This window comes from Shewanella sp. SW24, assembly GCF_025653395.1.
GTDB lineage: Bacteria > Pseudomonadota > Gammaproteobacteria > Enterobacterales > Shewanellaceae > Shewanella > Shewanella oncorhynchi.
Genome location: NZ_JAKKSH010000007.1, coordinates 1 through 14,207, shown reverse-complemented (window position 1 = coordinate 14,207; position 14,207 = coordinate 1). Strand labels below are relative to the sequence as shown.

Annotated in this window: 8 protein-coding genes and 1 pseudogene; 1 reads left to right on the top strand and 8 read right to left on the bottom strand. The window is 48.6% G+C overall.

Going from position 1 to position 14,207, the window contains the following annotated elements; all coding sequences use genetic code 11:
* Positions 1 to 158: 158 nt before the first annotated feature.
* The 4 genes from L5M17_RS07575 to L5M17_RS07560 all read right to left on the bottom strand — a co-directional run bounded on the left by L5M17_RS07575 (position 159) and on the right by L5M17_RS07560 (position 6,879).
* Positions 159 to 1,889, bottom strand: a complete 1,731-nt coding sequence (locus tag L5M17_RS07575; protein WP_263146395.1) for a toxin-antitoxin system YwqK family antitoxin — start codon at positions 1,887 to 1,889, stop codon at positions 159 to 161.
* Between the two features lie 9 nt (positions 1,890 to 1,898).
* Positions 1,899 to 4,196 (bottom strand): hypothetical protein, encoded by a 2,298-nt coding sequence (locus tag L5M17_RS07570; RefSeq protein ID WP_263146392.1) that lies wholly within the window; start codon positions 4,194 to 4,196, stop codon positions 1,899 to 1,901.
* A gap of 217 nt (positions 4,197 to 4,413) precedes the next feature.
* Complete coding sequence (locus tag L5M17_RS07565; protein ID WP_219233794.1) at positions 4,414 to 5,622, bottom strand: NupC/NupG family nucleoside CNT transporter; 1,209 nt, start codon at positions 5,620 to 5,622, stop codon at positions 4,414 to 4,416.
* A gap of 309 nt (positions 5,623 to 5,931) precedes the next feature.
* Entirely contained in the window at positions 5,932 to 6,879 is a 948-nt protein-coding gene (locus tag L5M17_RS07560) for a LysR family transcriptional regulator (protein WP_028761657.1), read from the bottom strand.
* Between the two features lie 225 nt (positions 6,880 to 7,104).
* Here L5M17_RS07560 and L5M17_RS07555 point away from each other — a divergent pair, with 225 nt between their 5' ends.
* Entirely contained in the window at positions 7,105 to 8,085 is a 981-nt protein-coding gene (locus tag L5M17_RS07555; protein WP_263146389.1) for a dienelactone hydrolase family protein, read from the top strand.
* A gap of 107 nt (positions 8,086 to 8,192) precedes the next feature.
* Here L5M17_RS07555 and L5M17_RS07550 read toward each other — a convergent pair whose 3' ends face one another.
* From L5M17_RS07550 to L5M17_RS07535, 4 genes and pseudogenes are all read right to left on the bottom strand, one after another.
* Positions 8,193 to 9,482, bottom strand: coding sequence for a cytochrome c (locus tag L5M17_RS07550; RefSeq protein WP_263146387.1), 1,290 nt, complete (start codon positions 9,480 to 9,482; stop codon positions 8,193 to 8,195).
* Complete coding sequence (locus L5M17_RS07545; RefSeq protein ID WP_006082848.1) at positions 9,482 to 10,015, bottom strand: (2Fe-2S)-binding protein; 534 nt, start codon at positions 10,013 to 10,015, stop codon at positions 9,482 to 9,484. The genes L5M17_RS07550 and L5M17_RS07545 overlap by 1 nt, the downstream gene beginning before the upstream one ends.
* Positions 10,012 to 12,909: a xanthine dehydrogenase family protein molybdopterin-binding subunit gene (locus tag L5M17_RS07540; RefSeq protein ID WP_263146385.1), complete on the bottom strand. Its 2,898-nt coding sequence runs from the start codon at positions 12,907 to 12,909 to the stop codon at positions 10,012 to 10,014. Before L5M17_RS07540 ends, L5M17_RS07545 begins: the two co-directional genes overlap by 4 nt.
* A 1,072-nt stretch (positions 12,910 to 13,981) precedes the next feature.
* Positions 13,982 to 14,194 (bottom strand): annotated as a pseudogene (locus L5M17_RS07535) (transposase); the annotation flags it as partial.
* Between the last annotated feature and the right edge of the window lie 13 nt (positions 14,195 to 14,207).

Below are 14,207 nucleotides of genomic sequence, written 5' to 3'. Positions count from 1 at the left end.
CTGATTCCTTGCTCTGTTCTGGGTCTTAAGGCCGCGCGGTTTGCAGCCTATACAAGAATCCTAATTTTTTGCTGTTGAGTTTATTTATCGGGCTGTGCACTTATATACAGTGCACAGCGCCAAGGGTTAAGTTAATCGATTAAGCGAATATGCTTAGGCTAAAAAATAGGGAAAACATGGTCCGAGGTAATCACCGGCGGCGGTATTTCCCGATTTAAAAACTCGCCATGATGGAAGCTATTGATCACTTCTATCCAGCCATTATCCCTAAATTCGTATTGTTTACCATGAAGCCTGCCCTGCTCGTCATAATTAGCTATTTCAAGCACATAGTCTTCGGTATTACGCAGTTCCCAGTGGCCGACTTGTTTACCTTGGTCGAAGCGGCCGTACCAATAGTGTCTCTCAGGATTTGGCCTTGGGTTAAAACCGAACTCACCATGGGTGTACACCCAGTCGCCATCCTGCTGCCCATTGCGGTATTCGCCCTTTTCATACAATTGGCCGTTCGTGGCGTAGCGTTGTACTAATCCTTCGGGGTTGCCATGGTTAAAGTTGATTAATTCAAGTAATTGCCCTGAACTTGTCTCATTACGAAACTCGCCATGGAGTTCACCATTGTCATCATAGCTAAAGGTGAGGCTGGTATCCTCTTGCTGCTTCTTCCATTTGCCTGTGGGCTTGTCATTGGAATATTGACCTTGCTCGGCCACCCAACGCTTACCGGTTTTATGGTCGATTTTCACCATTTCATAGGGGCCTTCACGCTTGCCCTCGTTAAAATACTCGCGGGAAACGGTGTTTACATCAGTTTGGTCGAAGGATTTAATATGTAAGCCAGTCAATTTTTTATCGAGTTCCTCGCTGCGACTCACTAACTCGCCTTGCTGGTAGTCTTCGCTGAGTGACCAGTTTTTGAGTATGTCGTTTTCTGTGCTCTCAATCAGTTGGCCCTTGCTAAAGCGCTGCTGCTTACGATAAACCCAGCGATTACCTTGGTATTTGCTGTCGGTGGTTTTTTTTATTTGCCCTTGCTCATCGTATTCGATGGATTGGAGGGCATCCCCTTTATCGTTGGTCACTTCCTTTAATTTGATCTGACCATTTTCATAATAAGTCAGTTGCTCACCGACCTGATAGTCAGCTTGATATTGGTAGTGACGCTCGACTTTGCCATTGTCAAAATATTCAAAATAGTCACCTTGCCTTTTGTCTTTAACGAACTCTTGGGTCGAGATGACTTGCCCATTCAGGCCCCAAGTTGTCTCAGTGCCATGCAATAGGCCATCAACGCGATGTGTTTCGCGGTTGAGTTTGCCAAGATTAAAATATTGGCTCACACAGGTCGGGTCATTGCAGATTTTTGCGGTAACTTCGCCCTCAGGACTAAAATGTTCGCTGATGCCGACTTCTTTGCCTTTTTGAAAGTTCACTTTGTAACGGATATTGCCGCCATTCCAATAAGCAGTTTCTAGGCCTTGCTTCACACCATTTTCATAGTGGGATTCAACATACAATTGGCCGGTGGCAATGTATTTTTTTAGCAAGCCATGAAGTTGACCTTGCCCATTGCGAAAGCCTTGCTCGTACGGCTTGCCATCCTCAAAGTAACATTGATAAGCACCGCGGAATTGTTCGCTTGTGAGGGTTTTACCGATTTTGTTATCGGCGAGGGCACTGGCGCAAAAAAGCATATCGTTGTTTTTGTAATAAACCTCAGCCTTATAATTGCCGTCGATCACTTCGGTCGATTGTTTTAGATAGTATTGAGCCTGTTTTTCATCTTTGACAACCTTCCAATGGGCATCGAGTAGCACACTGTCTGCACTAGCATTAGCACTGATAAGTACGAATGCTCCAAGGAGCAGTTTTAATATAAATAGACGCATAACTGCTCCTTATGGCAAAGGTTTAAAGGCGAATTCATAGGGGATGTCGACGGGGTTTTGAGAGAGCGTCATATAACTCACCTTAGCGGCAGGGCCCGCAACACTCAAATAGCGGCCATCGACCAGCGCCTCGTTAATCCGCTGCTCAGTATTTTCAGGGAGTCGAATGGTTAACAGATTGCCTTGGGCATCTTCGACTTTAAAGTAGTTCTTAAGATCTTTACTCGGCTCGTCACCATAACCGGTTTTTGTTAGCCAAGCTTGTAAATCGATTAACCAAGGACGTGGATTCGCGGCCTGCTCTAAGGGTTGCCAACTGATATCACCTTGGCAATGGATTTTTCCTTGGATGTGTTTATCGTAGAAAAACTGCCGCTCGCGGTCGGGCGTCATCAGGGTATAGGCTGGTCCGTTTGGGGCATTATGCTCAAACAGCCAAGTGACTTCGTGTTTCCCCTCTTTAAAACCTTGTTCTATTTCAGGTTTACAGGCACTCGCTAATGCGGCTGACATAGGAATATACAGATTATGGCCATTTTCAGTCTCAGGTTTTATCCCTTGGATCGCACTGATTTCGGCGTTTGATGGCTCAAGATCTTGATAGAGGAAGTTATTGAGGCTCGAATCGCCAAACTCGCTTAAGGGATTGGCCAGATTTTGGTTGTAGTCGGTAAAGGTCACAAAGCGGATGTTCTTGGTTTGGCTTAACTCCGGCTGTGGCTGGTTCTCTACGATTACAACGGTTTTAGGGATTTCATCTAGCTTAAGTAACAGGGCGCGGGTGCTAAGGTGATGAGGATCATCGACACCGATTAATTCCCCCAGTAGTTCCTTATCCGTCACTGTTAACCATTGGGGATAATCACCATCGCGACGGGCTTCGGCCATCTTTCCTTTAAATTGCTGAAAAGGAAGGTTAATGTTTTGAGTGTTACTCTGCTTTGTTACGACTTTAAATAGCTTTGCCTTGGCGTCGAGCACCTGAATGGTGAGGCTCGCATCGCCGAAGGCGTAAGGATTCGCGACCAGTTCATCCCACGACTTTTCGACTATCTTATTGCTTTCGGGGATAAGGGTCAGCTTGGCGGTGATATGGTCTATCAGTTTGAGTTTATTGGCGGTGTTGTCCCAGCCTGTGGCGATAAGATCCACCGAAGACTCAATCGAGCGGTTGAAATTCATCGCCACACCTCTGCTGTGCTGCCAGAAGTGAATGTCTATCGGATTTCCGCTGGCATCAAAGGCGGCTAAGTCTTCATAATTCACATTAGCAACCACATATCGCGGGCTCATATTATGCACAAAGCGCAATTGCAGAACTTCTGGCGTGTCAGCGCCCCATGGGCCAATATTATCAAGAATACCTTGCTGATCAGCTAATAAGGATTTTATAAAGTCCTTATCATGGGCTTTATATTCCCGCGGAACATCGCTAATCGGGTAGAGCTCTTTTTGCAGATCATCTATATCACGCTCCGCATCGTAGCGAGCGTCGGCATGCCAAAGCATGCTCATAATATAAGGGCTATCCTTGGGCGCCATGGCGATGCGGCGGGTGAGAGTACTGCCTTGCTGCACTTCTTGTTGAAAAAACGCCATGCTCTCTAACCAACCGGTTTTGCGGTTAAGCTCGAACTTGCCATAGGCCTTAAAGTTGTCTTTCTCACCTTGTACTACCGCAAATAACTTATCTTCGGTCACTCCCTCAACCGTCCAAGTTAGGCGTGCGTCCATGGGGGCGCTAATGCTATAACCGACCTTAGGCTCTAGCGCCACGGGTAAGGTTGGAGCCTGTTTAAACAAGCTATTAAGATTCACCCAGTGGTCAAATAATTCTTTGATATCTTTTTGATCCATCTTGGCAATGGGAGTCAGTTGGCGGACTTCACCATTGTTAAATTCCACATTAAAGCCATCTTTAACCAACTGAAAGATTTCATTAGAGTTACCTTTAGGGTCGATATTACTCACCGGAATCGGCATGCCATAATCGCTAATTTGCAGCATATTAGGTTGGATAAAAAAACGGGCGTTATGGGTTAACGGCGTTGTTAAGCTGGTCGCCTTACCCTCTGCATTCTGTAATTGGTAATCCAGCAGCAGTCGTGCCTGCAGCACTTTGCGGGTTTCAAAGCCATCATTGAGGTTTATTGTGGAGATAATCTGATATTCACGCTCTGTGGGTATGTTGGTATTAACTGAATTGGAGGGTGACGTTGAGTTATCGCAGGCGGTTAACAAGAGTGTTATACCTGCCATTGTCAGTGTGATTGCGGCGTTAACTGCCTTGTATTTCACTATGGCCATTCGTACTCCTTTGGCTACGCATGTTATTGAAATGTAAACTCATTAATCTTTTTCTGGCGACATTATACACAAAAAATATCTGAGGCATAAAAGAAAACCCAAACCAAGCTTGCTTGATTTGGGTTTGTGTTGATCGCGGCTTTGCTGCGCGAGAGTGGCTAACTTAGTGGTTAACTCAATGGTGAGATGAGTGCCTAAAAAAGCCCAAGCTGATGGATTACAGCGAGAGGATCACGCTGGCGATTGCCGCACTCATGAGGTTAGCGAATACGCCAGCGGCAATGGCGCGAAAACCATTACGGGCGATAAATTCGCGGCGCTCTGGCACCATGCTACCCAGCCCACCGATCAAAATCGCCATGGTTGAAATGTTCGCAAAACCACACAGGGCAAAAGTCACAACGGCCTGAGAATGGGCGCTCAGTTGGTCTTCGACTTTCATTAACTGGATGAAGGCTACAAATTCATTCACTACGATTTTTTGGCCAATGAGTGAGCCTGCAGTAATGGCCTCATGCCAAGGAATACCCAGCAGCCACGCCATAGGGGCGAATAGATAACCGAGTAAAAATTCGAAGCTTAACTGGTAACCGAACCATTCACCCACAGCGCCTAACATGCCATTCAGTAGGGCGATAACACTGACAAAGGCCAGTAGAGTGGCACCAATCCCGACAGAAATCCGCATGCCAGACATAGCACCATCGGCTAAGGCTTCAACCACATTGGTGGCGCGTGGCAGTTCGACTGAGGTAATTTCATCGGCACTATTTTTGTCATTGTCGCTAGGCGGCATGAGGATTTTTGCCATCAACAGACCCGCGGGTGCGGACATAAAGGCCGCGGCGATCAAATAGTTGAGATCGACACCTAAAGCGGCATATCCGACTAAGGTACCGCCCGCGACAGAGGCTAAACCACAGCTCATGACCGCGAAGAATTGCGAATCGCTCATGTGCTTTAAATAGGGTTTGATCACCAGCGGCGCTTCAATCATGCCGACGAAGATGTTTGCCGTGGCAGATAAAGACTCGGCGCGGCCCGTGCCCAGTAAACGCTGAAGACCACCACCAATAATGTTGATCACCTTAGGCATTAACCCAATATGGTATAAGGCCGAAATCAGTGCCGAGAAAAAGATGATGATACCTAACACATTGATTGCAAATACGAAGCCGACTTTACCCGTGGCGAGATCCCCAAACAGGAAACCAATTCCTTCGTTGCCATAGGCTATCACGCTCGACACGCCCGCCGTAACAGACTGCAATACGGCCTTACCCGCAGGAACGTAGAGCACTAACAGGGCGAATATAATTTGTAAGCCTAGGGCTAAAATCACAGTGCGGTAGGGAATATTCTTGCGGTTCACTGACAGTAACCAAGCAAAAAACAAGATACTAATCATGCCTAATATCGCGATCATAAGGGGTTATTCTTTTGAGTTAAGGAAGAAGCCGCGCATTGTAGGCCGAGTCGCAGTAAGGGCAAGTCGAGGGCGTTACTGGGCTGTTACGGTAAAATAGTCGAAAATAGCAACAGTTTAAGTTGCTGTTTATGCAGGAGAATAAAAGCTATTTTAGCTACTGTTGCCCAGAGGAAATAATATTTGTGCCTGTGGCAATAATCGAAATCACGCCACAGACGACTTTAGGCTGGTGTCGTAGTCAGTACTTTTTTGAAATGCAGCTTAAGTGACTGTTGCTTAAATGACAGTAGCTTAAGTGGCTGCAGTTTAAGTGACTGTCTTACCTAACCAAGGTTTGAGCTTTTTATCCCAGTAGGGCGGGTGGCCGATATGGGACTTTAAACATTCGATAATCACTTTGTACTTAGTCGGTAAATGGCGCCGCCTCGGGTAAACCACATAGACGGGCATCTGTTGCAGTGGTTTCCAATCGGGTAAGAGCTGGATCAGTTTTCCGCTTTGAAACTCATCACTGAGTAAATACGTGGCCACATAGCCTATGCCGCGCCCGGCAATCACCGCATTGCGCACGGCTTCGGCTAAATCGACACGGTAATTCCCCGCCACATGCACGGTTTGTTCTAGGTCATCCTTAGCAAAACTCCAGCGATCATAATTACGGCTCTTGCTTTGATAGATAACGCAATTATGTTGCGCTAACGCCTGTGGATGGTGTGGCACGCCATGCTTGAGTAAATAATCGGGAGAGGCGACCACCACAAAGTTAGTCTCGGCAAGGTGCTGGGCGATATAACCTTCGTTCAGCTGTTCATGGTTAGTGATCCACAGATCCAGGCCTTCTTCTAGCATGTCGGCTTTATGGTCGAACAGGCTTAGCTCAAATCGCAATTCGGGGTATTTTTGCTGCAACACTTCCAGTGCGGGGATGATGTGTAAGGTGCCGAAGGACTGGGAGGAACCGAGACGAATCGTACCGCTAATGTCATCGCGGGCATCTAGCATAATCGCATCGGCATTTTGCGTCGCTTCAAACACTTGCTCACAGTAATGGGCAAACTGTTGGCCCGCGTCGGTTAGCACTAAGGTGCGAGTAGTGCGCTGCACTAACAGCAAGTTCAGCTCGGCTTCCAGTGCGCCAAGCTGCTTGCTGACATAGGAAGTCGAGGTTTTTAACTTGGCCGCCGCTTGGGTAAAACTACCACTGGTCACCAGAGTGTGGAATATCACCATCTGGCTAGCTCTATGTTGTATCACGCTAGGCCCTCTAGAATCTAAATCGCTATTTTAAGCTAGCCTTGCCCTAACCGACAGCCGTTTGTGCCGATCGTGTGCTATTTCAAAACAAACTTACCAAACGGCAAACGTTAAAGTCAGTTGCCCTAAGTGCGATTCTTACTTTACTCTTGAGTTAAATCTTAACACCCACAAGCTAGGGAAGACGTGTTACCTGTGGTTAGCTTGTTCAATGGAGGAATAACGATGACACAACAAGACAAGCAAGCCTTAGCAGAAACAAGTCAGATACATGCCCAGAAAGTACAACCGATACCGCAGGAAGCCTTTGACTGGTATGACGAATATGCCCATGGCATTATCGATCGCCGTGAGTTTATGGGGCGGCTCGCAGGGCTGGTGGCGCTAGGTTTCACCATGACGATGCTCACGAGCGCACTCTTGCCGAACTATGCCGTCGCCGAGCAAGTCTCCTTTAACGATCCCAGTATTCAAGCCAGCTATGTTAAGTTTCCCTCGCCAAATGGTTACGGTGAAGGGCGCGGCTACTTAGTCATGCCCGATGGGTTATTGCTCGCGGGCAGTGCAGCAGGTGAGCCGAAAACCTTAGATCTCAGTAAAAAAGCCGCAGTGGTATTAGTGGTGCATGAGAATCGGGGCCTTAATCCCTATATCGAAGATGTGGCTCGCCGATTAGCCGCGCAGGGGTATATCGCCTTCGCCCCCGATGCGCTTTATTCCCTCGGTGGTTATCCGGGTAATGATGATGCGGGCCGCGCCATGCAAAGCAGTTTAGACAGAGCCAAAATCGAGCAAGACTTTATTGCCGCTGCGCAGTTTTTAAAATCCCATCCCCAAAGCAATGGCAAACTCGGTGCCGTAGGTTTTTGCTTTGGCGGCTATATCGTCAATATGCTGGCCGCCACGATTCCCGATGAACTCAATGCAGGCGTACCTTTCTATGGCACACCCGCGGCTGCAGAACTGCGTAGCCGAGTAAAGGGGCCACTTATGTTGCAATTTGCTGGGCTCGATCAGCGGGTAAACGACACTTGGGCCGAGTACGAAACCCAGCTAAAAGCCAACAAAGCCGATTACGTCGCCTATCTTTACCCGAATGTGAATCACGGTTTTCATAACGACTCCACTGGCCGATACGATAAAGCCACCGCCGAACTCGCTTGGGCGCGCAGCTTAGCCTTTTTTGATACTCGACTGCGTGGTTAGTGAGAATAAACGCCGTTGACTGACAGATTTTCGTGCTCTAAATCATTCAAGCAAAAGCCGACTCTAGAGTCGGCTTTTATTTTAAATCTCCCACATACCTATGTGGGTTAGTCGTGCTCGAGGATCACTTCTTTTAAGCTTTGGATGGTTTTTACATCGAGATTACCAGCTTGTGTGCTCCAGGTGAGTCTTAGGTAATTGGCTAAGTCTTTAATCTGCTCGTCGCTTAACTCATCAGCATATCCCGGCATGGCATAAAAGCTGGTGGTAGCGTTGTAATGCTGGCTCTGAATGCCTTTTAGTATTACGGCGACGATATTATGAGGACTCGCTTTATCTAAGGTGGCGTTTCCTGCCATCGCGGGGGCGACATTAGGGCGACCTTCACCATTTTGACCATGGCAACCGGCGCAGTAACCTTTGTAGAGCGTATAGCCTGGCAGTTCAGGTTTATGGCCGTTAAAGGTGAGCGGATCCGGTTTAAGATCATCGTCGTTATCGAGCAGATAACTGCTTACCGCGCGCATATCATCATCGGTTAAGTGGCTAAAGCTGTGATACACCACGGGATACATGCCGCCAAAGACGGTGCCTTTACGGGAGTAGCCTTCGGTAAACAGCGACTTAAGATCCTCATGGGTCCAGTTCTGCCTGTTAAGCTCAGCGGGGCGAATGTCCGATGCCTCTAGCCCTTCGATAATCGCGCCCTCAAAGTGCTTGTCCTGCTCCATGGCAAACAGCGTGTCTCTTGGGGTGTGGCATTCACCGCAGTGCCCAAGGGCATTGACTAAGTAATTGCCGCGGTTCCAATGTTCGCTTTTTTCCTTGCTCGGGGTAAATTCCTTAGCATCGTGTGCGACTAAGTTCCAAGCTTTTAAGCCAAAACGCAGGTTAAACGGAAAGTAAACATCATTGTCGCGATTGGCCTGCTTGATGGGTTTAGTACTCATCAAATAGGCATAAATCGCCTTAGTGTCGTCGTCCGTCAGCAGGCTGTAGGACGTGTAAGGCATAGCAGGATAGAGGTTGCCGTTGACGCCAACACCGTGGTGCATGGCGTCAAAAAACTCTTCGTAACTGTATTTGCCAATCCCGGTTTCTTTGTCTGAGGTGATATTGGTCGAGTACACAGCGCCAAAGGGGGTTTCGAACGGCAAACCGCCCGTGAGTTCACGCCCGCCCACCGCAGTATGGCATGCCACGCAATCGCCTATCTTCATCAGATACGCGCCGCGTGCGATGTCGTTATTCGTATTGCCGCCTTCATCGGCAACGCTGCTGGAACAGGCGAGCAAACCTAGCCCTAAACTCAGGAGTAGATTGTGACTCAACAGATTTTTTATCCTGTTAAGATACGAGAAATGGCGCGGTAAATGGCGCAGATTGGCTGATGTCATCACAGGGTTAGCCCCTTAGTTTTGAGGATCAGATCTTTGACCGCCGCATAGTATTTTACATAGCCAGTACAGCGGCATACGTGTTCACTCAAGGCATCTTCAACGACTTTTTCAACTTGATCTTTAGCGATAGGTTGTCGCTCTAATCGCTCAAGCAGTGCGGTCGATTCGTTGACAAAGCCCGAGGTACACCAGCCACATTGAAACGAGAAGTGCTCCAAAAAAGCTTCTTGCACTGGGCTCAGGGCGGTGATTTCGCCAAGGGAGTTTTGTCTAGCATGACCTTCAACAGTGCGGACGCGTTTACCATTAAAACGCTCGACGCCATTGATGCAGGTACGCACCACTTCGCTCATGCCTTGCTCGTCGTCGACGATCACTGTACAGGCGTGGCATACGCCTGCGCCACAACCAAACTTAGTGCCTGTGAGGTTTAAGTATTCATGTAGAAACTCAATCATCATCACACCATCGGCGACTTCAATCGGGCCTACGGCTTGGTTATTAATGGTCAGTTTAATAGACTGGCTCATGCCATGGCCTCCTTAATTTTTTTCGCTGTCATAGGTAAATCGTAAAAGCGGACATGGGTTGCTTGATACACGGCTTCAATCAGCGCCGCGACCACAGGGATCATCACCACTTCGGCGATACCACGGCTGGGATCGTTATCAGATAACTGTGGCAATATGGTATGACGTTGATCCCACACGCCCACATGCCGCGCTAACGGCACCTGATAGCGATTGAGGTTCCACGTACCATTGCCAGCGCCGGCTTCAAATGGCGGTAAGCCTTCATGCAGTGCATGGCCAATCCCCATCGCAAGGCCACCTTGAATTTGCCCTTCGACCAACTCTTTAACAATCACTTTGCCCGCTTCTAACCAAGTATGAGAACTCAGCAGCGTGACTTCGCCATTGCCTTCGTTTACGGCCACTTCAACCAAAGTGGCGCAGGGGGCGTAGTAAGTCACCATGGCATTGTTCAGTTCGGCTCTGGGATAACTCATGGCTTGACGATCGATCAAGTGATAGCCGTTAGACTTCATGCTGGCTTGACGCGCTTTGATACTCATAGTCGTATCGGAAGTTGCCGCAAACGTCGCGTTACCTTCGCCGTATTGCAGCGCCAGCGCATCGAGTGCTAAACGCTCTTTAGTGCCAAGAATGTCGAAATCGGCTTCAGCCCAAGCCCAGCGATTAAAGGCATGGCCCATCACGCCGACCACTAAACCCATGTCGTGGGCGCGTTTAGCGAGAATATCCAGCGACAATGGCGGAAAGCCCAAGGCAGTTAGCTTGCCATCGACCCAGCGACCATCCCGTGAGTTATGCAAATTAGTCGAGCCCATCGGAGTGTTAAAATACAACTCGTTCCAAATTGATACCGCCGCAGGCCACAGGCCGTGACGATAGATAATATCGGCGGCGATGCGGCTGACATGGCTTTGATAATAGGCCGACATAGATGCCGACGATGCCATGGCTTTAACGGGCGTCCAGCGTGGATTAGCCGCCATTTCATCTTGGCGTTGCTGCGAAATAATATAAGGATTATCGGTTTGCACTAATTGCATTGCATCCCAAATATCCACTTCGGCGAGTTTTACTTCATCGGCAAAGTTGCCAAGGGCATCGCTGACCACAACGGCTTGCGAGGTTTGCGTGCCTGTGCCCATTTCGATAAAGCCGATTTCTAGGGTGATTTTACCGTCTTTAGCTAGGCGAACCGCCGCACTTGGCGCCGCTGCGCCCGTACCATAATCTTTGGTGGCGATACCAAAACCGACGCCGTAACGCATCCCCGGATGTTTGGCCTCATAGTCCTTTTTATTCACCGCGCGGTTTTGCCACACGGGAGCTTGCTCGGCCATCTCGAGCATTTCGCGGTAACGTAAAGTACCGTTAGGAATCGCACCTTGAGTATTGCGCTGGCCAGACTCCATCACGTTGGCGGCGCGCAGTTTAAAGGGATCAACCTTTAACTCGTCGGCGATCTCGTGGATCATGCATTCCATCGCCGTCATCGATTGCAGCGTGCCATAACCGCGCATCGAGCCCGCATCTGGGTTACGCGACGCATAGGCGGTGGCGATAATATCGTTGCGCGGTGTGTAATAAATGCTTTGCATCGCTGTTGCGCCAACCGAAGTGACAGACGGGGTAAAGTTGACTCGTCCGCCGCCATCGACTGTCATCTGCGAAGTTAAGGCTTGGATTTTTAAGGTCGATTTATCCACCGCTAAGCGGCTTTTCATGATGAACGGATGACGCTTAAGGCCAGACTGGAATTGCTCGAATCTGTCATTGGCGAGTCGGATTGGCCCTTTGGCATAAACGGCCGCGATCACGCCGTAATAGGGAAATATCGAATGGTCTTTCGCGCCAAATCCACCGCCGATATAAGGCGAGTGCACCACAAGATGTTTTACCTTGCCTGCCAGTGGGCTAGATAACAGCATGTGCACTGCCATCTCTTGAAAGTCCTGCGGCGACTGCGAGGTAATCACAGTATGAAAGGTTTGGCTAGCCGCGTCATACCAGCCGTTAAAGGCTTCGGGTTCCATCATCATAGGATCGATGATCTGGGTGCGATATTCCCGCTCTAACACTTGCCATTGTTGATTGGCTTGGGCGCTAGCAATCTGCTTATCTATCTCACCCGCATAATAAAGCCCGCGCTCAGACACTGTCCCTTTGGCATTCGGATTACCTAACCATTCAGGCTTGCGATCTTTTACGCTAGGGAAAAACAGCCCATCGTGGAGCGGGCTATATAAATCTTCCCGTGCGCCATTTTCACCTTCTACTCGAATCAAACGCCAGCTGGCATAAGGGTCTTTGGTGTCCGACACAAGTGGCGTTTGCTCACCAAAACGCAGTAAGGTTTGATCAAATTGCAGCAAGGACTTAGCTTGCTTAAAGGCGGGAAAACTGTCGAACAATAATATCGCCACCGCATGACCTAAGTAGTCGGCGGTTTGACCCTCGGCCAGTAACATGTTGTCACCGTAAAAATCGGGCAGCTTGATTTTATCACGGGCCAGATCGGCCGCAGTGATCACTTTATAGGGCTTAGCCGACGCGGGCAGGTGGTCGAGGGAAAAGCCTTGATAAACATGGGAGGCATCGGCGGCGCGAAGAATAAAAGCGTAACCTTGCTGCTTGGGCCAGCCCTCCATGTCCATAGCACGGTAATCACGGCCATAGACCTTTTGGCCTGTGACCTTCGCTATGCCGTCGTTACGAAACTTAGGTTTGGATTGACCATTAACCTGAGTTTGCCATTGGGCTGCCAGTTCAGGTGAGACAATCGCCGCATTAGCGCGACTCATTTCCCACAACAAAGGGGCCGAATATACGGCAACCCCGCCAATCACACATTGCTTAATAAAGGTCCGGCGTGACGTATTAGATGGTTCCATATCTCAACCTCAGTTGTGCTTCCGTGTAATATCAGCCGCGCTGCATGGTATCGCCCGATATAAGCTTGTTGTCGATCGACTTTTTATTGATTGTTGCGACATAGCTTTGATAAACACTGAATGTAAATTTACATTAGCCACGTTAGCATGTAGGGCCGAAAATGCAAATTTAGGCGGTTAATCGTTGCAGTTTTGACCAAGCTAAATCAGAGTGTAAACCCAGTGTTATCAGGCATCTGCAGTGATGTTCGTACTGTGATTCAACTCAGTTACGTTATGGCTGAATTTTGTTCAGTGCTCTTTGCGCTGAGCCCTTGAGCAATGCGCTCAATTGGGGCTTATTTGCATGTCGAAATTGGCTCGCTTGCCAAAACCAAACCGCCCGTCACGGCAAGACTTCATGCCACTGCAAGATCAAGAGATAGTGTTATTTGATGGCGATTGGTTTAGTCACATGCATTCATATCAACATTGTTAAATCAGTGCTTGCTTAATTACTTGATTTGTAATGCTAAAGTTATAGACAAGTGTACACTATGTCGCTATCTTAGGTTTTTAACAAGGATGAGCTTTAATCGCGTACCCGCGATTCGAGTCACTTGCATCAGGACGATGTGTCTTTTCTCTTTCTTAGATACCCAACTCCTCCTGCAAATTGGTGAATATGCTTTGGCACTTATTTTCTTGTTGCTCTGTGTTTGTAGCACTGTACTGAGTGTTATGGGTTAACCGTTTCGCGTTGAGTTCGTTGAGTTCGTTGAGTTAGTGCGGCCTAACGGCCGAGGTGAATCAAGGTCGTGGGTCTTCAACCCACACCCGACCAAGAGGGGATCAACAGCAATTCCCTCTTGGATCTCCCTTGCCGCCCCCAACGGAGTTGAAAGCCCCTTGTGCTCATTGGCAAATTTGCTATCGCTTCCGAAGGATGCGTCCCTGCACCTGCGAAAGCTAGCTCGCCATCCATGGCGAGACTCACGCAATTTGCCTATTCGCCCTGCGGCAACTCCAAGGGGAAATGTATTCCGCGGCTACTGTGTTCGCTTAGGGCCTGTTGATCTTTGCTGTTCATAATTTAGCCAACCCACATTGGCAGCCATATAAGGCAGCAAGCCAAGGCCAGTGTACTTGCATAATTCCGGGCTAATTTATCATACCTTGTTGCTACTGAGCGGTAATGTTTTAGCCTGGCAAACACGTTCTCAACCAGATGGCGATATTTGTACAGACACCAGTCAATATCGCCATTACCAATCTTCGAATTACGCTTGCGCGGTATGTTAGGGACTTAGGGACGCCCT